The sequence below is a fragment of the Vogesella oryzagri genome, assembly GCF_040148885.1.
GTDB lineage: Bacteria > Pseudomonadota > Gammaproteobacteria > Burkholderiales > Chromobacteriaceae > Vogesella > Vogesella oryzagri.
Map to the genome: position 1 here is coordinate 193,621 of NZ_JBEFLD010000008.1, position 21,723 is coordinate 215,343.

Genomic DNA, 21,723 nt, shown 5'->3' on the forward strand with positions numbered 1-21,723 from the left:
TTCTTTGTAATCGACGGATGACCGACTCAGCGGACGAAATAACGATAACGACTGCCGTCACGAACCAGCAGGCCTTGCGCGTACATATCGGCAATCATCTCTTTCAGAAACTCGATGCGGCCAACTGTCTGGTTCTTCCAACCGAAATAACCCGCCATATAGGGGAAGGCAGCGCAGGCCAACTCGTCTTTCTTCAGTGCACCGGGTAGCTGATGATGAATACTGCGCAACAGCAGCAAGCTAGCCTCATTCAGCTCGAATAGTTGTTCATCCAGCCAAGCCAGCAAACTGCGTGCCGTAATCGCAGGCTGGGTTGCCGCACGAGCACACTGGCGAGCCAATTCAACGGCCAAATTGTCTATATATGCACTACCCGAGCTAACCGCAGTAACAAATGTTGTGATGCGAGCCTTGTGCTCCATGGTCGGGTGGTTTGGCAAGACGCCGCTCAGCATTTCCAAAAAAGTCAGCCCTAATGAGTACAAATCATGGCCCGGCCTGGAATCCTGCTTATACGGGTAGTCATAGGCGAGTGTGCCAGCAAAGTTGTACTCCCCACGCCGGGTACTGATGCCCATGTCGATGATTTTCACCATGTCTTGGTGCGCAGGCATACGAAACACCGTATTCGGGCGTTTTTTGGGCTGACACAGGAAAAACAGGTTGGCCGGTTTGATGTCAGCATGTACATAGCGCCCTTCGCGGCTGTAGGGGCGGCCATGAATCGCGGCCAGACCTCGTAGCGCGTCGTACATCACCTCAAAGCAGTCAAAATAATGCTGCAGATCATGTTCCCGATAACGGTGTGTCTCTATCCAGCTGGACAGCGTGCGCCACGATGAGTGAAGTAGCGCCATGGAATACGCATGCCAGCCGTTTTCACCGCGAAAATAGTCATAAATCCGTACAGTCTGCCCTTCAATATCACGGCACAACAATACCTCCGGGCTTAGGTCGGTCTGACTGATTTTCAACGCCACCTCCCGGTCCAGCCAGCGGTCGTAAGCCAGCCATACAGCACCAAAACCACTAGGCTCGCCGATTTGCTCATCCAGATCAAAACGCTGGTTAATATGCGGAAAAAGATCATGAATCTCGATGACATCCAACTTTCTTGCTGCATTACCCATTGTCTTGCTCCTTGGCAAAGTGCGCCCACGCCACGCGGTAGTCGGCTTCGCGGTCGGCCAGGGTGAAGGGGGCGACGTACTGAATGGTGCGTTCTACCGGCCCGCCGGGCTGGGTGTCGTCGATAATCGGGCGCTGGATGACGGTGCCGTCGGCTACTTGCGGCTGCAGCGTGCCGTCTTCGGCGCGCTTGGGCATGATGTCTTCCCAGCCCAGGCGGCGGGTGTCGCTGCCGGTGTGGGGGAAGATCAGCTTGCAGGCGGAGTCTTTCTTGCCGGCTTTGCGCGGCAGGCCCACACCCACCAGGCCCTTGCTGGTGGTAAAGACAATACGGCCACGGGCGTCGTACCAGGTGTCGCGCTCGTATTGGTGCATTACTGGGAACTGCACACGGTAGATGGTGAGCAGCTCATCCAGCGTCAGCCCCAGCGCCTGTGCGGCCAACACGTCGATTTCCACCAACGCCTGGCGGCGGGCGTAATCGCTGCGCAGCGCACAACTACGTTGCCATTTGGCGGTCAAGTTGCTGAAGAAGTCCTGCGGCAAGCGTGGGTCGTTGCTGGCCCAAGATTCGTTGCAGAAAGCGTCATCCCAACATTCAACCCACAGGTCAGCGTAGAGGGAAGAGACCGAATTTAGGACCAAAATACGAGAGTTTAAAGTTTTAAGATTTCGACACTGGGGGTACGGAAACCCATCAAATAGTTCAGCTCTGAAATTACTTTTCCCCGTAGTCTTGACAAGAAAATCATAGGGTATGGACATACAAAGAGCGCCTATAAAAATAAGCTCTTTGGTATCAGCAAATGCAGAACTAAAACAACCGTCGATGTGAGTTACTCTTAAAGGTGCAAGAATGGGAGTCAAGGTCCTCTCACCTGACTGACTAAGCATTTTTCTAAACACAAGCCGGTAATACGCCGTCACCGGCTTGGCCTCTTTCTCCCCCGCCTCTACCCAGCTCACACGCGGGGTACGTGCCAGGTAGACGTCGGTAGCACATTCACGCTGGTAATTGCTACGCGGCAGATAGTCGTTGGGCAAGGCTTCGAGGTCGAGTACATCGTAATGACTATTCAGCGTACAGACTGACCGCGGGGTTTTGTTCAATGGGTTACCCACGAAGAAATGCGGACCAGACAACACAAAGTCGGCGGGGCTATCAACAAAGCCGGTATCGCGGCGAATGGTGCCATCCTTTTGTGCCATGGTTTCGTGCCACATTTCCAAGGTGAAGTAATCACCCTGCAAATCCCCCAGGCGACGCGGCACCTTGGCAAACTTTTCCAGCACCGATACCAGTTCGCGGCTATGTACTGCCGGTAAACGAGCCTGCTGAGCGGGCGTACCAGGCTCGTCATAGAGCTGAGCAAAGGTGGCAAGCAAGGCGGTATCGACTTCGATTATCCGGCTGGCGTGGCCAGCAGTATTCCAGCCACCTTCGTCGCGTTTGATACCTGGAATTGCACCTCCGCCCGCGTGTTCAAGGCTCGCATTAATCGTTGCTGGCGCAAAAATATTTGCCATGTGCAGGAAGCAAGGTACGGCTTTCGTCGGGCCAAAAACATTGATACTGAATTTGGTGTTGTGATGAACCTCAGAGAACAGTGAAATCTGATTCTCAAATTGAAAATGTTTCCCAAGCCTTGGATAAAGCTCGGCACGCAATACTCCCCCCTTCGGATCGTCGTACACCCCTTCCGGGTGTAGCAAAGCCTGCACCCCGCTCCCCACCCGCCACACCAGCGGCAGGAAGCATTTGTACAGATTGCTCTGCTGCCCTTTCAGCAACGGGTAGTTCTGCCATGCATTCAGGAACTGCCCCATGCCTTCGGACGCCACACATTCAGCAAGATAATCATCACGCGCGGCCAACTGGGCGGCAAATACCGCCTCGCGCTGGTCGGCGGTCTGCTTGGCCGACAGCTTGCAAATGGCAAAGCGCGGGTCGAAGTCGGACAGCAGCGACTGCTCGTTCCATTCCACCTTGATCCACGGCGGGTTACCCAGGATGACGTCAAAACCGCCACGTGCCTTGAACAGGTCGGCAAACCCCAGCTCCCAGTGCATGAAGCGCTGCTGCTGCGCTACTGCGTTGGCCACTTGCAGCTGCGGTAGTGCATCCATCAACGCAGCCAGGTCGACGTGGCCGTGGCGGTCGCGTTCCGGGGTAAAGTCCAGCCCTTGCTGTGGCAGGGTTTCGACGAACAGATCGGTCGCCGGCTGGCTGGCCAGGCTGGCGTTGCCCAGCAGCACGGTTTCCAGCACAAACCACCAGTGCTCGCGGCTGGGCAGTTCAGCTGCCTGATCGAGAGGCCAGAACCACAGCGCGCACCAGAAATCCATCACCAGTTTCAGGCGGCGGTAGGGGCTGGCGTTCTTTTGCGCCTCGCTCAGCATTTCGCGCTGGAAGATGGCGTCTTTCTGTGCGGTGCTGGTGGGCGCATGGTTGGCCGCCGGGTCTGGCCACACGTGCAGCTGGTCAGTGGTGGCTAGCCGCACGCTGGCCAGCTCGGTGGCGTGCTGTTGCCATAGCTGCTCTACCGCTGCGGCCAACCTTTGTACGCGGCCCACTTCATCGCGGCTAAGCGGGGCGCAGAAGGTTTTGCGCCACAGCTTGAAATCATCAACGGCCTTTGGCTCCAGCGCCTTGACTACCTTGTCGCTGACCATGCCCATGCCGTCGGCCGGCAGCAGGAAGTGGAAGATATCGGTGCTGTCCGGGGTATCGGCCAGCTTGAGTGCGCGCGGCACGGCGCAGCGCCAGTCGCGTTCAGGCTGGCCGCCATCGCCCTTACCCGGCGATAGCTGGGCGGTGCTGAACACGTCGCGACGGGCGCCTACCAGCGAGTTGCCGCTGTACAGCTGCATGCCAAACCACGGCACGTGGCTGCCCTTGAAGATGGCGTTCAGCCACAGCGAGACCTCGGCCAGCTCTACCGCTACCGGGTTCAAGTCCACGCCAAACACATTGCTGTCGGCAATGTACATTTTGACGCGCTGCTTTTCTTCGGCGTACTGCTCGTGCGGAATGCTCTGCCCCAGCTCTTTCTGCTTGGCTTGCAGATAGGCTTCTGCCAGCTGGTTGACAGCTTCGTTCAGGAAGGCCGCGCTGCCCATGGCCGGCTCGCACACAGTGAGCTGCAGAATCTGGTCGGCCGATTTGTCGGGCAGGATTTCTTTTAGCGCGTGCTCTACCAGGCACTGGGTTAGCACTTCTGGCGTGTAGTAGCTGGCGGATTTTTCGCGGGCGCGGCCGGCCAGGCGGTAGATAAAGGTGCCTTTGGGGTAGCGGCGCGGCTCGCCGCCAAACAGGCGCTCGGCGTCGGTGTAGAGATGGATCTGGCTGGCCGGTACAAAGTAGGCAGCTTCCAGCGGGTCTAGCGCGGCGTCTTTTTTCTTGTCGGCGGCGCTGGGGGTATCCAGCACGGTGTCGTCGCTATCATCAGCGTCTTCGTCGCCGTCGGTACTGGCAGCTTTCTTGCCTTTGGGGTCGGGGCGTACTTCGTACAGCTCTTCTTCGGCAAAGAAGCCACGGAACGACAGCAGCGCCTCGTATACCGCGCCCAGCTGGTTAATGCCCAGCGTGGCGTAGCTGATGCGGCCACGGCGGTTGCCTTTGCCGCTGCGCGACAGCGACATCAGCTCGATCACACGCTGCAGTACGCGGTTGCGCAGGCGAACGCTGCCCAGCAGTTTGGTCTGTGCCGGGTCGAACAAGTGGCCTTGCAGCGGGGCAATGGTAAAGCCGGTTTCCAGCACTGCATCGTCTTGCAGGTCGATCTGGCCGGCGTGGGCATCGCGGCGCGGGTAGCCTTGCCAGATCAGGTCGAACAGCTGCTTGAGGCTGTCGTGGAAATAGAAACCATCTTGCGCCTCGGGCGTGGTGAGCGGGGTGCGTTCCAGCTCGCGCAGGTGCTCTACGCTGTAGCCCTTGAGGTAGGCCGGGGCATTGATGGGGGCGTAGCCCAGCTCTGGCCGGGCTTCGATGTAGAGCAGGAACAGCAGCCGATACATATAGCGCAGGCATTCGCGGCTAAGCTGCTCGGCCAGGTCGGTATCGTTGCGGTCGAACACCTTTTCTTTGGCCACTTCGCGCTTGTAGCGAATGGCTTCGTTGCCGATCAGCTCGATACACTCGCGCAGCGCGTATTTGAGGTCGGTCGACACCTCGAACGCGTGCTTGTGCGAGCTGTCGTCCAGCGTGTCCAGCAAGGCGGCGCCGCCTTCTACCGGCAGCACCGAAGCGGCACCGGCCAGGGCGGCAAAGGCGCGCAGCGCGCGTTCGTCGCGCGGGCCAAACAGCTCGGGCAGGCTAAAGCGCAGCAGGGCCTTGCGGCTCCATTTGCTGCGTTCGATCAGCAGCCATTCGTCGTGGTGTACCAGCAGCACCCAGCGCGGCGGGTGGTCGTCGGCAAACAGCCGGCGGCTGATGATTTCTTCCCAGTCTTCGCTACCGTGCTTGCCGGGCTGGCCCGGGCACAGCTGCAGCGGGCCGGCTTCGTCGTCGGCCGGGTCGGACACGGCAGCGGCAATCACCAGCAAGGGCTGCTGGCGGGCATCGCGGTATACCGCCAGCACAGGCAGCTCGCCCTCTGCCAGCGGCAGGTTTTGCGGCGACAGGCCATAGCCGATGGCTTCCAGCAGCGGCTGTACCAGGTCGATGAACAAGGCCTGGCGTTCGCTGCGTTTTTTTTCTGCCAGAAAGCGGTCGCGGGCGCGAAAGTAGCTATTGGTACCCGAAGCGGAGCGTACTTTGGCCAGCGGGCTGTTATTGCCCTGCTCTTTCCATTTGTCGAACAGCGGCTTGAGGTCGCGCTCCAGGATGTCGTCCAGGTAGTGCTGACTGTAAAACTCGTTGGCGTTATCCAGGCCGGGAATGGCAAAACTCATGGGCAGTTTCCTTACTTCAGGCCATCAAGGCGGCAACAATGGTGAATTGGGCGCGGTCATCCAGCTGCAGGGTGTCGCGTATCCATTGCTGGTAGTTCTGGAACAGGTCGGCGGTGTCGTGTTCTTTTTGCTTGCGACGCGCGGCATTCACCTGCTCGATACCGCTGCTGAAATCCAGCGCCAGCTGCTGCAGGTGCTTATCTTGCAGGGTGCGCAGCTTGGCCAGCTCGCTATCGAGGCGCTGCTGGCAGTCGGCGTCGAATGCCTGTTTGATGGGGCGCAGATGGGCTTCTGCTGCGGCGATCACCTGGGGCAAGGCTTGCTGCAGGGTGCGGGTGTCGGGCGCCTGGCCATCGTTGGCCAGCTGTGCGTCGGCCAGCCCGGTGCGCTGCAGCACCTCGGGCAAGGGCAATACCCCGGCTACGTAGCCACGTGCGTCTACCTGTACCGCCACCCACTCGGCCAGCATGGCCTGGCCGCGACGGTTGGGCACCTGAGCCAGCACCAATACCAGCGACTCGCCAGCTTGCAGCCCTTTGGACACGCGCATGACCGGGGCGGACATGCGGCGGAACTGCGACATCAGCTTGTAATCCAGCCACTGCGATACCGGGTGTAGCGGCCACAGGTACTGCACTTGCGGCCAACTATTGGTGTCGCGCGCTTCGGCAATGGCGCGGTTGATGATGGCCTTGTCGGCGCTGAGGGCGAACTGGTTGTCGTGCGGGCGCATTTCGTCTGCCAGCTCGCGCTCCAATAGCTGCGCCAGGTCGCTGCCGGGCTGGAAGCTGAGCGTACGGCGGGCATCGTCGTAGTCCAGCGACGGGAACTCCTTGGGTGCCTGGCTGGCCAGCAAACGCAGGGCGTCGCGCAGGTAGCGGTAGTGGTCGCTAAACAAGGTGGGCAGCTCGCTGGTGGCCGCGGCAGGCGTGGGCGAAGTGGTAACGGCCGGGGCCGGGGCTTCGTCAACGGTGCTGGACCACAGCAATTCGAAGGGGTCGACGTTGTCTTGCGCCAGCAGCGCGGCAAACTCATCAGCCGTGCGCTTGCCCTCGATGGCAGCGGCCACCTCGGCCACTTCCAGTTCTTCGTCGTACAAGCCCATAAAGGCCGACGGGTCGCCAATGTTGCGGGCGGCCTGCTCATCTTTGTCGATAAGGATTTCCAGATAGCGCAGATCACCACGAATGCGTTCGTTGTCCGGCAACGTAAGCAGGTAGCCGATCATCGGCGTTTTGGTCTGGCCGTAGCGGTCTACCCTGCCGTTACGCTGCTGGAACACCATCAGCGACCACGAGATGTCGAAGTGGACCAGGCGGTGCGACTGGTAATGCAGGTTCAAACCTTCCGATGCCACATCGGAAGCAATCAGCAGCCGCAAAGGCGAATGGGTTTTGCCAAAGTTTTCGACCGTCTGCTGGATTTCCACATCGGGTAGCTGGCCGTGCAGAATAGCGACCGAATCTGCCGCCAGGCCCAGCGCTTTGGGCAACTCGGTCTGCAGAAATTTGAGCGTTTCGATACGCTCGGTAAACAACACCAGGCGGTCGGTGGGGTCGCTACCGGTCCAGCGCCACTTGGCGCCTTGCTTGAGTTGTTGCACCAGGTGCTGGAATTTGCTGAATTTCTCGGGCGTGATAGTGGCGACCAGTTGTTCCAGCTCGCGCAGTGCCGGCAGGTCGTCGTGTGCGGGGTCTTTTTTCTCTACCCGGCGCATGCGCTCACGCAGGGTCTGCAAGCACGCTGCCGGCGACGAAAACAGGGCCTTTTCCAGCGTGGTGCGGAACAGCATGGCGCCTTCGCGCTGGGTGCCACCATCACTGGCTAGGCGCAGATGGGCCAGTGCTTCGAAAGCTGCGTTCTCTGCCGGACTGGCGTAGGTTTCCAGCCGGTAGACTTCGCGCTCAGGGAAGTCTTGCTGCATCTGGTCGCGCACGTCTTTCTTGAAGCGGCGCACAAACAGGTGGCCTACATCGTCGCGGGTGTAGTCGACACGCTCACCTGCCGGCAACACGGTGGGGTCCAGCATACGCATCAGACTGGCAAAGCTCTCTTTTTTACCGTTGTGCGGTGTGGCCGTGAGCAGGATCAAGGCGTCCGAGCGCTGGGCAAGCAGCTCTGCCAAACGGTTACTTTGCGTGCGGTTGCCTTTGTACGAGACATTGTGCGCCTCATCGATAATGATGAGGTCCCACCACGCTTCTTGCAGATAGTGGCGGTATTCGCTGTCGCGCTTGAGGGTATCGACCGAGATGATGGTGCGGTCGTAGTAGTTGAAGGGGTTGTGATTGGTAGGAATATCGCGACGGATGCGCTGAATACCTGCCGAATCCAGCCGGGTAAGCGGGATGGTGAATCGGCTCCAGAATTCTTGCTGGAACTGACGCATCATGCTCTTGGTGGTAACCACCAGAATACGCCGGGCTTTACCCCGGCGTGCCAGTTCGGCGGTAAGAATGCCGGCTTCCAGCGTTTTACCCAAACCGACCGTATCTGCAATCAGCAAACGCGGGCGCAGCTGCTGCAGTACTTGCTGCGCAGGCTGCAACTGGAAGGGCATGGTATCCATCACCGCGTGCTGGCCCATCACCACTGCCTCATTGCGAATGGCGGCCTGGCGCAGCCGCGCTTCTACATACAACCGGGAAGCAATGAAGGTAGGCGATGCATCGAAGACCAGCTCGGTTTTGGCCGGGTCAATAATGGTGGCCTGCTCCAACCCGGTAAGAAACAGCGCCGTGCGGTTCCTGACGGTTTCAGATACCCCAATGCAGCTAAGCTGCCAACCACCTAGGCTGCACATATCAGCCTTCTGAACGATCCACTCTTCATCGCGAATCAAAACGCGTGCGCCAGGCGCGGGGGCTTGTTTCAGTTGCATTCACTTTCCCTTACTGCAGATATTTTTTTGCGCCGAACAGGCTGGGTCATGATGTGCCCTTGCAGCTACTGTTCAGACTGAAATTGGCATTTACTCGAATTGGCAATGGACGAGCCATAACGCTGAACGTAATCAACAAACTCATGGGCTACCGCTTGGATGCGGGTACCCAGCAAATCTGGTTGCGGAGCCAGACTTTCCAGGGTTCGGTGATAGCGGATACCGACTACATCCTTATTGACCAACTCCCTCTCCTTGGCCCAGCGACTAGGGCTATCAGGTGCGACACGACCCCACTCTTCTCCTGCAACACCAAACAGTGGAGCGCTCCTCAATGACTCGTAGGCGTCATGACAAGAAGCATCGATCCAGCACTTAAGGTGCAAAGAGAGTGGCTGGCAGCTCAAGCGCAACTCAATCACGACCAAAACAATGCCTGGAGCGGGCTCTCGAAAAACAAACCAGAGTTCGAGCTTGTCATCCCGTCGCGTACGAACTTGCTTGCCATCCCGATCGAGAAAAGGCTGCATCCCATCAAACAAGCCGTACCACCAAGCATGCACGTCCTCACCAACCGCCGGATACTGTTGACGCAGTAAGCTTCGCCCTTGCATCGCATTTCTGCTTTTGTCATTTTCCTTCTTTGCCATCCAGCTAGTCCTTGTAACCTGGTGCCAATACCCGGCTTTGTACTTCTTTGATGGAACGAATGTTCTGTAACCACAGCCTACAAGCTGGATCGTTTATCGAAGCATCGGCCGAGCAGTCCACATACCAGCGCCGCAGCAAATAGCCTACGTTGGCCGCGCGGGCGTTTATCGTCAGAACACCGTCGTTCATTGCGTAATCGAGTGTGGCGATGGCCGGGTCGAGCAGCTTGGGATGAGGTACCAGTTGTAGGGGGATAGTTTGCTGCCATTGCTCGTCCTGACCAGCTTGCTCGTGCACGGCTGGAGCCTCGTCCAGCAGGCTTGCGGCCAACAGTCGGGTGAGCACCAGATCGATAAAAGCACCACGCAGCCGGTCGTAAGCGCGCACATGCCAGCGTAGGCCGCTATCGACCAGTGCATGCGGAGCAATGATCCGCTCCTGCTCCCCACTGCTGGCGCTGTGGTAGCGTACTTTCAGCAGACGTTGCTGACGGATGGCGCGACTCACCGCTGCCAGAATGGGCATGGCTGGGCGGTTGAGCATGGAGGGGTAGTCGCCAGGCAGTAATGCACGGCCGAGGGTTTCGATGCTGTACGGCTCGCCCTGCATCAATGCGGCGATGACTTGCTCCAGCCGGTGCTCGAACAGCGGCACAAACCCCGAGAGGATGTGGTAAGCCTTACTGGATGGGTCCAACTCCAGATTAGCCGGTGCCAGCTGGCGGTACAGCGCGATGTCACGCGTAACCACCGCCGGCGCACAGTCAAAGCGCGCCATCATGTCGGCACGCCGCACCTCGCCGAGAAAGTACAGGCAGAACTCCAGGTAGCTCAAACGCTGGCGCTGGTTGTGGGTGAGCCGGTACAGCTCATCAAGCGATGGGGACATGGATCACGCTGCAGGTTTCAATACATACGCATGATGCCACAGACAACAAACAACATCATCTTTTTGATTACACCATGCCAATGCACTGCATGCAGAGCGCACCTAAAGCAAGAGCCACTTATTTGTCCAGAGCCACCATGCGAACAATACCGTCAAACTCGTTCAATACGTCGGGGTGGTTTCTCGTCAAGTGGCGAAAAATGGCTTCGTTGGCCATGAGTTTGGCGAGATAGCCCTTGGCCAGCACCAGATTGAGAATGTCTTGGCCATAGGTTTGCTCGGCCAACTTGAACTGCTCCTGGAGATTCCCCATTTCGCGTTCCATCTTGGCCATCTGATCGGCGCTGACGCCTGTCATTTTCTTGGGCCTGGCCTCGCCGACCAGCAGGTTGCTGGGGGTGGCGGCGACCAACGCCTGAGCGTAGGCCACTGTGATGTTGTTGGCGCTGACCATCAGTTCGACGCATTCGACCTGCCGCGTTGGTTTGAGCTTGCGCAGTACCGCGCCAAGGTTGGCCGAGAAGGTTTGGTCACGCAGCAGTTCCGCCGCCTCCGGACAGATGCCATCGAGTAGGTTCAGTTTTTTGATGATGTGGCTGATGTCCACGTCCAAAGCCTTCGCAAGCTTTTCGGGTGCAACGCCACGCTCGACGGCACGGCGGATCATCAGATGTTCCTGAATGCTGGAAAGACGATTGATCCGGTTGTTGTAGGTATAGCTTTCATCATCGGTGGCCACGAGGCAGGGAGCCCTGTCGAAGCCCAATTGTTTCAGTGCCACCAATCGCGTGTGCCCATCCAGCAGGATGTGCAACCCCTCACGATCAGCCTTTCCCACCGACAAGGGTTCGATCAAGCCGACCGCTTCAATAGATGCGGTGATCTGTTTGAATTTCCGGGAGGCAAGTAGCCCGTCCGGTATTTTGCGCGATGGCAGAACCACCGAGAGTGGGAGAGTCAATGGTTCCAGAACAAAGCCCAAGGCAGCCTGGCTCATGCTCCGCTCCCTCGTGACCAGACCCTATCAGCCAGATACTGTGGCAGCGTATCCAGCCCTTCTGCACGTAGCAGGTTGGTAAAATTCTCGTCTGCCAACAACTGACGCAAGGCTCCGACGATGAACAACAGATTGCGTTGCGCAGTCTCAGCCTTTCTGACTAGCAGCTTCTGGCGCTCAACTTCACGCTGGTAGTTGCGTACAAGACTTGATGTGGTTACGTCCGCATTCGGTTTGCGGGATGGCATCTTGCCGCCAACAGCCCTGCCTTGTGTACGGCGGCGCTCGATGATCCGCCGCGCCTGGATCAGTTGGCTGCCACGCAACTTGCCGGATTCATATGCCTCCTGCAGGGCCGCCTGGATCGCTCTATCATCCGAGCCAGCGCCAGCAATGGTGATCGCCGCATTGAGTGGAATGCGTCCGCTGCCAACCGCTATTAACAGGCGTTCTTCTCCATTCTTGAGCAGGTACAGAATACCCTGGACATACTCCGGGCTCAGGCCCGTCTTCTGCGCAATGTCCTTCTTGTCGTAGCCCTGATCCCGCAGTTGCTCAATGCCGACCAGCAGTTCCAGAGGGCTGAATTTTCGCCGTGCGATGTTCTCCGTCAGGCTCATGATAAAGGCCGACTCATCATCGACATTCATTACCATCGCCGGAATTTCCTGGTGACCGAGCGTCTTGAAAGCCTTGAAGCGCCCCTCGCCACAGATAAGCAGGTAATGCTCACCTGCATTCCCCGGACGCGGCGTCACGATGATGGGCTTTTTCAGGCCGATGCTCTGAATGTTGCCGACGATCTGTTCAAACACGCGGCTGTTGCGTTCGCGTGGATTGAGAACCTCGATCCGGTTCAGCGGGATCATCCGCAATTCCGCGTGGCGATGCTCTTTGTCTAGGCTCATACGGCCCTCCGTATGCGAATACGCTGGGCCATACCGCACAGGTAGTCCAGGCTGTCGAAACGGTAGCACTCGAACTCGATGCCGTTGTGGTCTGCCAGATGAATGCGGGGTTGGCCGAAGTCCAGTCGAGGCAACAGGTAATAATCCAACGCAGCCAGATTGCTGTCGTCCAGACGCACAGCCACCGTGATGTCGGGCGCGAGGCTGGTATCGAAGCGCACCTTCCAACGACGCCGCCCGTTGTCGAGCAGCTGGCAACGGGCCAACACCAGCGAGACGGTGAACTCGTGGTTGACGGTGAGGAGGTCGGTGGCCGAATCACGTTCGACCATGCCGCCAACTTCGGAGATCATCCGTTCGGTCTGACTGACGATCTCCGGATGCAGCCGGCGCAGGAACTGGTTTACCTCCAGATACTGGTAGTCCCGATCCGGGGTGAATCCGACGGTCTGGTACGCGCGGATCAGGCTGCCGAAACGATGCGCGTAAGCCGCCGACGAGGGCATCCCCTCTGCCTCGTCAATGATCAAGCCCGAGAGGTAGCCGTGGCGCTGGTACAGGTTCCTCAGCTTCTCTATCAACTCCTCATTGCTATAGCGGTGTGACCGTGCGCGCAGGATGCCTTGCGCGGTGTAGAAAAGTTCCGGCGGCACGATTCCCTCGAACGCGCCCTCCTTCTTTATCCACATTTCGGGACTATTGACCACCCGATGTTTCTTGAGCTTGAAGGAGCGCCGGTTGTAAACGTTGTTACCAATGTATTTCTCGTTGGACAACACCTCACGGATGGTCGCCCGCGTCCAGGCTCGCCCAAGGTCGGTTCGGATGTTTTGGGTGTTGAGCCGTTCGGCGATCTCCAGCTCACTCAGGTTGTCAATGACGAACCAGCGGTATATCTGGTTGACGACGGTGACTTCGACGTCTGGCCCCGGCTGCAGGATAACGCGGTCGGTTTGCAGGCTTTTGTGCTCGCCGCGAACCAGCTCCCCTTTGAATGTACCGGATTGATCAATCAGCACACGCCGCAGGCCATAACCGGCGGGACCACCTTGCCGAAACCCCAACTCGATCAGGCGGCACTGCCCGGCAAAGACCTTTGCCGACAACTCCCGGCTATATTCGCCTGCCATCGCACGCTTGACGCCCTTGACGATGGTGGACACGGGTGAGCCGTCGTTCTCGAACTGTTCTGCACAGTAAGCAACCTGAATTCCGGCGCGACGGCAGATGTATTCGTAATAGGCACTCTCGTCAGCATCCTGAAACCGCCCCCAACGACTGACGTCATAGACGAGAATGATCTGGAAATCCGCGTTTCCCATCTCGACGTCTTTGAGCAGTTGCTGCAGCGCCTGGCGTCCATCGATGCGCAGGCCGCTCTTACCTTCGTCGGCGTAGGTGCGAACGATCTCGATGTTGCGCCTGGCCGCGTATTCACGGATTTTGTCGGATTGATTTTCTGTCGAGTACTGCTGGTGCTCGGTCGACATCCGCACGTACTCGGCAGCTCGAAGTGGCGGTGACTGACCAGCCCCTTCCAAGAATTCTTCTGCATGCATCGACCTGATCTCTCATGTTGTATGCAATTTCTCTCAGATCCGCATTCCCCGAATTAACCTTGTAGCGCCTGACAAGATACCCGCCAGTGCAAACCTGGTTGAATTTTTGGCCATCCGGGATGATCGAGCGTCCACTTGGACTGAACTTACTTAACGGCAGGTCGAGTGACCATCACGTCCTATCTTTGCAAGCGTCCTTTTTGCACAAGCACGCAGCACACACAGGAGTGATTTCAACGATCACTCGCCCATCCAGATCGGCAATCGCCCCCGGCACAAGCGATATTTGGTAAAGGCCAGGCAGCAGGCCAAGCAGTGCTGACGCGTCCATCTTTGCAAGATCCGCTTCCTGCTCTGGTTCGCCTCGAAGCCGTTGACGAGCTCTGTTGCGCTCCACGTATTCCGGATTGATGTCGCGATAGTGGCGCCAGTACTCCGGGTGCCGTTCAAGCCATGCACGCTGGCTACGCAGCTGATTTTCCCGGTAGTCTGGATCGGTCTGCATTTTGTCTCGTTGCCAGCGCTGTCGCCGTGCACGCTGACAAATAGGGGAAGAGCAGTAAGACTGGTTGGGCACTTGGGGGCGGGACTCGAAGACGTGGCCACAACACACACAAATCTTTGTTGTCATCAGTTGTCTCCATACGAAAAGTCATATGCAATACTGACTGACGACAAGGTGGTGCGCTTGTTACCGAACCGTCCAGACCATGCCTAGGCATTCTGTAAATGCCCTAGCCTGGCGACGCACCTGTAAACGCAACTACGTCGTGTAGCTACGCGTGGAAGGCGCCGTAGCCCACTCCGGCAGCAAATGATCCAGTCCAATGACCTGCAAGCGCGGATGCCGTTGACACAGCACACGCATGAAAGTGAGCGCCGCCTGTGCCGACGCGCTCAGCGATTCGTCCCCTACGGTAGTAGTGCCTACGTCCATGATGCCCGCCGATGAAAAGTCATGTCTCATGGGATGGTGCAGCCATGTAAAAAAGACCACGACCGTAGCCGTGGTCCATAGACACGATCCAGTACTAGCGACGACTGCACCCGAAGCTGTGCCGTCCGATACCAGACCGCTTGGTCGCAGCCTTGCAGAGATAACTAGCCCGATGAAAGAAATCCGCAATAGAAGCTTCGTCATCGCGGTACAGCTCGTACTCCGGCTTAGCAGGGAAGTGTACTAACCCAATGGTCTCTTCAACCTCCATCTTCAATGCGCTCGCCCAAGCCTTGATCACGCGGTTGTACATGTTGTCATTTCCTAACTTGTACTGACCAATCGCTGCATAGGCATCTCCATTCAAGAGGATCGCCACATGCCAATGCGGATGCGCTGCGTGGTTACGCTCACAAGCCCAGACGTAACGCACCACTGTGTCTGCAGCAGTGCGCCGTGCACGCTTGGCCAGCATCCTGTCATGACGGATCTGGGCTTTGAAAGACTCCATGAATCGTGTCATCACTGAAATCAGATATTCATCAAAATCTATCAATGGTGTATCTGGGCAACGCAGTTCAAATCGAAAAGCAAAGACACGTCGATGCTGATACAAGGCTGCATCAACCACATCTTCAAGAGATTGTAAGTATTCTTCTATCAGTGGCCCTGATTTAAGAAATACTGGCTTATCGTTGAATATGGGATGATACCAAAGATGCTGCTTAGTGTTCTGCGGATTGCGTACCATGATTAACTCCAATGTGTGACACATAAAGTCAATCAGTGATGTAATTTTTTCCATGACACCATGAACATTGGCATGGGGATAAACCCCTGCCATGTTTACCCTACAGTAAATACTGAGAGGGCTCTGCGGCCCTCTCTTATCTATTAGTGACAACATGCCCAGCACTCTTACGGTGCTGTGTCTATCCCTCTTCTCTCTACTTTTATTTCCTAGTATTGTTCTTGATGCTTAATTCATATCTGTTAGTTAATAAATTACCATAACTAACAAACCATTAATATTACTATATACCGAAGCAGCAACCTGGTGCTTTTCACCACGCACATTGCTAATTTTTACGCAACAGCCCAACAAACATGGCAACGCATCGCTCTGATAAAAAGCCATGGCCAGCATCGGCCATGGCTTCGTTAAATTATTCACACACACCATCACGCTCAGACACTTTACTCACGATCCAAGCCTGCACTTCTGCATCCAGCCAACCCACGCTACGACCACCCAGAGAAACAGGCTTTGGAAACAAATCCAGCGAAATGTATTTGTAGATCGTTGAGCGTGCCAAGCCTGTGGTTTCCATTACGTTCTTGAGTCGAATGATTTTCATGATTGCAACCTGCTTCAGTTAGTCCAAAGCATGGGGCAACCATGTAATTTTTATCTAAACAGCAAGTCAGACGGTCGTTACTCACCAACGATCTCAAAAGTATCAGCGCCCTACCCCCCTCTCTCCTTCTAAGGCGATCACGTTGCCGCCCTCTCTGCGCCCCCCTCCGCCCCCAGTCACCTTGTCAACCTAGTCTGCCCCATGAAAATCACAGCATGGCCACAATAGCTAGTCATTGCTTACATTATCACCAATTTACAAATAGAAATTGAATCAGTATTCATTCAATATTCATTCATTTTTACATCTGAAAAAGCTCAATATTTTTTAATATTAGTGCTATATTTGTACACAAACAATTCCAGTGAACTTCTAGAGGTTATGTGTATGTCTTTCAATAATTATGCAAATAACGGCAATGTCATAAATGATTACTCTATCTTCATCAAGGATGTAAAGGCGAGTAAGCGGCTACGAATTGCCATCAACAGCTGGGCAACATGGGTAAACCTAGGTGAAAGAGTAGCTATGGCCAGCACCTACAATGACAACATTGTCATAAGTGAAATAACCACCCAATTAGCCCAAAACAAAGAAAACATGGATTTTGGCGATCTTGTTTTTAGGCTTTTTGAAATTAGTACTAATGACATTTCGTGGACGATCCCTGCGGAATGGTATCCCGAATTAGTTTTAGACATCATAGTAGAAGAGGAGAAATATCATTCAGACACAAACAATTCCGCAACTACAAACACTAGACCAGAAGAAATTTATCGATTCATATCAAGAATAAATAACATATCGCCATCTGAAAAAACAACTTGCCTACTTGACATATACACGTTAAACACTGACAGCTTAGATAAGCTAAAAAACAAAATTGATCAAGAGTATTTAAAAATAAAAAAACTACTAAGTTGGATGGAAGCCCAAGCAGATTTAGAGGCAGAAAAAACAGTACACATAGAGAACGCCATAGAAAAGATAAGCAAAGGGCGATTTAATACTTTCATCAAAGGGAGAAATAATGCAAAAGTGTATATTGCTAAAAACAGAAACCAACTGGGATTCTGCGATTCCATCTTGAACGCCGCCAGAAAATCATGGAATCAACAGCGCCGAAGAAGCAGCGGCCTCACAAAGCAACTTGGGTTATCAGTAAAAACTGAAACAGCTAAAAAACTAGCATCATTAGCTGAAAAATATTCACTAAATGAAACACAGGTACTAGAAGCAATCATAAGGAGTGAATTCAAAAAAGAAATGTACCTAAAGGAAATTACTGCAATCACAAAAGCAATTGACGACCTATGATCAGCTATCTTTTGAATTGCGTCGTGAACATGCACACTGAACACCCCATAATGCCTCTGATTACACGAAAAATTCGTTGGCATGGTGCATATCCGCCCTTGTTACCGAAGAACGGCCAGTGAAACTGGTTAGTGGCAGCCTTGGTGTCGCACTATCCCATCTGGCCCCCCACAGCAAACGCGCTACAAACTGGTCTGATAGTCACCAGCATCAGCAGTCCGATGCTACGGGGTTGGTTGCGGAGCTGAAGACGCTCAATTGGAGACTTGCCCAGCGATGGCTACCGTCAAATCAACACCGTACGTACCCAGTCGGCAAATGCACCACAACGGTGCTTCACTCCTAATTGCCCCCGTTTTGCCCCCGTTTTATTCACTACCGCCTGTGACCATTGATTTGCCTACACCCGTGTACTACTCGCTGAAGCGACTCGACCCCGCGTTACAGCCACCCCGCACCGGCAACGGTGCGGGGTTTTTCATGTCCGGCCGGTTGCGGCCAACATGACGCCAGCCGGGCAATTGACTATCATCCACGCAGGATTCCTGCCGAACACCCCGATGCCACGCTACCTGACTGCCCTGCTGCTTGCCGCCTGCTGCGGCGCCACCCAAGCCGACACCATCTACAAATATGTCGATCCGGACGGGCACGTCACCTTCACCAATGTCCCCAAGGCTGGCGCCAAGGCCATCATGGTCAGCCCCAATGCCCCGGCAACCAGCGGCAGCCCACGCCGCAAGACCGCCGCGACCCAACCGGCGGCGTCTGCTCCCGGCATGCCGTCGATCGATGCCGGCACCCAGCGCCAGCGCGATGCCGGCCGGCGCCGCATTCTGGAAACCGAGCTTGCCAACGAGCGCCAGGCACTGGCCACCGCCCGCAGCACACTGCAGGACGCACAGCGCAAAACGGGGCAGAAACCCGAGCAACTACAGCGGCTGCGCGACGAAGTCACCGATCGCGAGCGCAATATCGATGCACTGACCCGGGAACTGGGCGGCTGAATGCACTAAACTAGTGCATGAAACACTGCTGCACTATTCTGTAGCAGCCCAGCGGCGGGCTTGCTTCTTGCTAGTTGCCTGCCACACCAACATCGGGCATCCGTCACATGACAACGCACGCTTATTCCGGCCTGGAACTGCTCGATACCCCGGTATTGATCGTCGAGCGCAGCGGCCAGCTGCACTTCGTCAATCCGGCCTGTGAAGACCTGCTTGGCATCAGTCACAAAGAGCTGAAAAAGCTCACCCTGTACGAACGCTTCCACAACAGCAAGGCGCTGCGCAACGCGGTGCAGATGGCGCTGGACCACGCCGGCAGCTTCATCGAGCACGATCTGGAACTGCTGCCGGACGGCGACGAAGCCATCCACGTCGGCCTCACCGTCACCCCCATCGATAGCCCGCCGCGGCTGGCATTGCTGGAAATGCGCCCCATCGACCAGCAGCTGCGCATCGTCAACGAAGAACGCCACCTGCTGCAGCAACAGGCCAACCGTGAGCTGATCCGCAATCTGGCGCATGAAATCAAGAATCCATTGGGCGGTATCCGCGGCGCGGCACAGCTGCTGGAGCACGAAATTGCCGACCGCCCGGAGCTGCTGGAATACACCGGAGTGATCCGCGAGGAGGCGCTGCGGCTGCAGCACCTGGTGGACCGGCTGCTAGCGCCACACCGCCGCCACGTCGCCAGCGACGTGAACATCCACGAAGTGCTGGAGCGGGTACGCAGCATCCTGCTGGCGGAATACCCGCAACAGCTGAGCATCCGCCGCGACTACGACATCAGCCTGCCACAGTTGGCCGCCGACAAGGAGCAGCTGATCCAGGTGGTACTGAACATCGGCAAGAACGCGGTGCAGGCAATGAAGGGCAGCGGCGAGCTGATCCTGCGCACCCGCGTGGCACGCCAGGTCACCCTGGCACGCAAACGCCATAACCTGGCACTGAAATTGCAGATCATCGACAACGGCCCCGGCATCCCGGAAGAAATCCGCGAACACGTGTTCTATCCGCTGATTACCGGCCGCGCCGAGGGCACCGGCCTGGGGCTGACCCTGGCGCAAACCTTCGTGCACCAGCACGGCGGCACCATCGAATTCGACTCCCGGCCCGGCAACACCTGCTTCACCGTATTGCTGCCATTCGGCCCGGATCAATAACCAAAGGCAAGCCAAGCATGACGCAAACAGTCTGGATCATCGACGACGACAAAGCCATTCGCTGGGTACTGGAAAAGTCCCTGGCGCGCAGCGGCATTGCCTATGTGAGCTTTCCCAGCGCCGACGACGCGCTCAACGCGCTGTACGACGCCACCCCCAGCGTCATCATCAGCGACATCCGCATGCCCGGCACCGACGGGCTGAAGTTTCTGGCCAAGGTCAAACAGGAGCACCCGTCGCTGCCGGTGATCGTGATGACCGCCCATTCCGACCTGGATTCCGCAGTGGCGGCGTTCCAGGGCGGCGCCTTCGAATACCTGCCCAAGCCGTTCGACGTCGATCAGGCCGTCGCGCTGATCGAACGTGCGCTGGCGGAAAGCCGCAGCGGCGACAACGCCGGCGAAGCGGAAGTGGACATGCCCACCCTGCTGGGACAGGCGCCGGCGATGCAGGACGTGTTCCGCGCCATCGGCCGCCTGAGCCAGTCCAGCGTCACGGTGCTGATCACCGGCGAATCCGGCTCTGGCAAGGAGCGGGTGGCCGAGGCGCTGCATCGCCATTCGGTGCGCGCTGGCAAGCCGTTCATCGCGCTGAACACCGCGGCGATTCCGAAAGACCTGCTGGAATCGGAACTGTTCGGCCACGAGAAAGGCGCCTTCACCGGCGCGCTGGGCACCCGTCGCGGCCGCTTCGAGGAGGCCGAGGGCGGTACGCTGTTCCTGGATGAAATCGGCGACATGCCCACCGAGCTGCAGACCCGGCTACTGCGCGTGCTGTCCGATGGCCACTTCTACCGCGTCGGCGGCCACACCCCGATCAAGGCCAATGTGCGGGTGATTGCCGCCACCCACCAGAACCTGGAAGAACACGTCAAACAGGGCAAATTCCGCGAAGACCTGTTCCACCGCCTGAACGTGATCCGCCTGCGGCTGCCGGCGCTGCGCGAACGCAGCGAAGACATCCCGCTGCTGACGCGCCACTTTCTGGCGCGCAGTGCGGCCAACCTTGGCGTAGAACCCAAGCGCCTGACCGACGCGGCGATGGACCTGGTGCGGCACTACCCGTTTCCGGGCAACGTGCGGCAGCTGGAAAACCTGTGCCAGTGGATCACGGTGATGGCGCCGGGGCAGACGGTGGAAGTATCCGACCTACCACCGGAATTCCGCAACGAACCCGGCGTGATGAGTACCGAAATCGCAGTCGGCAGCAGCATCGCGCCCGGCGCGGTGGCCGTGCCTCCCGCCACTGCCGGCAGCGCCGACTGGATGCAACTGCTGGCGCGTGAAGTCAGCCAAAGGTTGGCCGCAGGCGAAACCGGCATCATCGACGACCTAACCGCGCGCTTCGAGAGCACCTGCATCAAGAGCGGCCTGGCCCACACCGGCGGCCGCAAGGTGGAAGCGGCACAGTTGCTGGGCTGGGGGCGCAACACCCTGACGCGCAAGATCCAGGAACTGGGCCTGGAACACGGAGCGGAATGATGCACATCCTGGAGCTGCGGCAGATCGATGACGCACAGCTGGCGCAGCTGGTGGCCCTGCTACAGGACTGCGTGCACGGCGGCGCCTCGGTCGGCTTCCTTGCCCCGCTGTCCGACAAGGGGGCCGCCCGCTACTGGCGCCAGCTGGCACGCGAGCTGCACCTCGACAGCCTGCGCTGCTGGGTGGCACTGTACGATGGCCACATCGTCGGCAGCGTGCAGCTGGCGCTGTGCGGCAAGGCCAACGGCCGCCACCGTGGCGAAATCCAGAAGCTGCTGGTGCTGAGTGCGCAGCGCGGCCGCGGCATCGCCGGTCGCCTGATGCAGGCCGCCGAGCAAGCGGCGCAGGCAGCCGGCTGCACGCTGCTGGTGCTGGATACCGACAGCGATTCCACCGCCGCCGGGCTATACCCGCGGCTGGGCTGGCAGCCGGCCGGCGACATCCCCGGCTACGCCGCACGCCCGGACGGCACCCTACACGCCACCCGCTATTTCTATAAGTTCCTGGCCGCCTGAGCGGCCTTGCGCCAGCGCAAGCCGGCGCCGTGAGCGCCAGCCG

At 57.4% G+C, this 21,723-nt stretch carries 16 protein-coding genes; 5 read left to right on the forward strand and 11 right to left on the reverse strand.

Translation table 11 applies throughout. The annotated features are described in order from the left end of the window. Positions 1-26: 26 nt before the first annotated feature. The 11 genes from ABNW52_RS15850 to ABNW52_RS15900 form a co-directional block, all read right to left on the reverse strand. Positions 27-1,130 (reverse strand): serine/threonine protein kinase, encoded by a 1,104-nt coding sequence (locus ABNW52_RS15850; RefSeq protein WP_349589861.1) that lies wholly within the window; start codon positions 1,128-1,130, stop codon positions 27-29. Continuing rightward, positions 1,123-6,021: an Eco57I restriction-modification methylase domain-containing protein gene (locus ABNW52_RS15855; RefSeq protein WP_349589863.1), complete on the reverse strand. Its 4,899-nt coding sequence runs from the start codon at positions 6,019-6,021 to the stop codon at positions 1,123-1,125. Before ABNW52_RS15855 ends, ABNW52_RS15850 begins: the two co-directional genes overlap by 8 nt. A 16-nt stretch (positions 6,022-6,037) precedes the next feature. Then, positions 6,038-8,824 carry a DEAD/DEAH box helicase gene (locus ABNW52_RS15860; RefSeq protein WP_349589864.1) on the reverse strand — a complete coding sequence of 929 codons (2,787 nt, stop codon included), beginning with the start codon at positions 8,822-8,824 and terminating at the stop codon, positions 6,038-6,040. Between the two features lie 143 nt (positions 8,825-8,967). After that, complete coding sequence (locus ABNW52_RS15865; RefSeq protein WP_349589866.1) at positions 8,968-9,552, reverse strand: hypothetical protein; 585 nt, start codon at positions 9,550-9,552, stop codon at positions 8,968-8,970. A 4-nt stretch (positions 9,553-9,556) separates the two neighbouring features. Continuing rightward, positions 9,557-10,441 carry a WYL domain-containing transcriptional regulator gene (locus ABNW52_RS15870; RefSeq protein WP_349589868.1) on the reverse strand — a complete coding sequence of 295 codons (885 nt, stop codon included), beginning with the start codon at positions 10,439-10,441 and terminating at the stop codon, positions 9,557-9,559. 118 nt (positions 10,442-10,559) lie between these two features. Then, positions 10,560-11,438, reverse strand: a complete 879-nt coding sequence (locus ABNW52_RS15875) for a plasmid partitioning protein RepB C-terminal domain-containing protein (RefSeq protein ID WP_349589870.1) — start codon at positions 11,436-11,438, stop codon at positions 10,560-10,562. Then, a complete protein-coding gene (locus ABNW52_RS15880; protein WP_349589873.1) occupies positions 11,435-12,346 on the reverse strand; it encodes a ParB/RepB/Spo0J family partition protein in 912 nt (303 codons plus the stop codon). Before ABNW52_RS15880 ends, ABNW52_RS15875 begins: the two co-directional genes overlap by 4 nt. Further along, a complete protein-coding gene (locus ABNW52_RS15885; protein WP_349589875.1) occupies positions 12,343-13,905 on the reverse strand; it encodes a recombinase family protein in 1,563 nt (520 codons plus the stop codon). Before ABNW52_RS15885 ends, ABNW52_RS15880 begins: the two co-directional genes overlap by 4 nt. A gap of 172 nt (positions 13,906-14,077) precedes the next feature. Further along, positions 14,078-14,410: a hypothetical protein gene (locus ABNW52_RS15890; RefSeq protein WP_349589877.1), complete on the reverse strand. Its 333-nt coding sequence runs from the start codon at positions 14,408-14,410 to the stop codon at positions 14,078-14,080. Positions 14,411-14,936: 526 nt separating this feature from the next. Continuing rightward, positions 14,937-15,593, reverse strand: coding sequence for an inovirus Gp2 family protein (locus ABNW52_RS15895; RefSeq protein ID WP_349589880.1), 657 nt, complete (start codon positions 15,591-15,593; stop codon positions 14,937-14,939). Positions 15,594-16,008: 415 nt separating this feature from the next. After that, on the reverse strand, positions 16,009-16,200 hold the full coding sequence (locus tag ABNW52_RS15900) for an AlpA family transcriptional regulator (protein ID WP_349589882.1): 192 nt from the start codon (positions 16,198-16,200) through the stop codon (positions 16,009-16,011). Positions 16,201-16,587: 387 nt separating this feature from the next. Between ABNW52_RS15900 and ABNW52_RS15905 the strand changes: the two genes are divergently transcribed. From ABNW52_RS15905 to ABNW52_RS15925, 5 genes are all read left to right on the forward strand, one after another. Then, positions 16,588-17,517 carry a hypothetical protein gene (locus ABNW52_RS15905; RefSeq protein WP_349589885.1) on the forward strand — a complete coding sequence of 310 codons (930 nt, stop codon included), beginning with the start codon at positions 16,588-16,590 and terminating at the stop codon, positions 17,515-17,517. Positions 17,518-18,038: 521 nt separating this feature from the next. Continuing rightward, positions 18,039-18,524 (forward strand): DUF4124 domain-containing protein, encoded by a 486-nt coding sequence (locus ABNW52_RS15910; RefSeq protein ID WP_349589887.1) that lies wholly within the window; start codon positions 18,039-18,041, stop codon positions 18,522-18,524. Between the two features lie 107 nt (positions 18,525-18,631). Further along, positions 18,632-19,684, forward strand: a complete 1,053-nt coding sequence (gene glnL, locus ABNW52_RS15915) for a nitrogen regulation protein NR(II) (protein ID WP_349589889.1) — start codon at positions 18,632-18,634, stop codon at positions 19,682-19,684. 17 nt (positions 19,685-19,701) lie between these two features. Next, on the forward strand, positions 19,702-21,165 hold the full coding sequence (ntrC, locus tag ABNW52_RS15920) for a nitrogen regulation protein NR(I) (RefSeq protein ID WP_349589891.1): 1,464 nt from the start codon (positions 19,702-19,704) through the stop codon (positions 21,163-21,165). Next, entirely contained in the window at positions 21,162-21,680 is a 519-nt protein-coding gene (locus ABNW52_RS15925; RefSeq protein ID WP_349589893.1) for a GNAT family N-acetyltransferase, read from the forward strand. The genes ntrC and ABNW52_RS15925 overlap by 4 nt, the downstream gene beginning before the upstream one ends. Positions 21,681-21,723 lie beyond the last annotated feature (43 nt).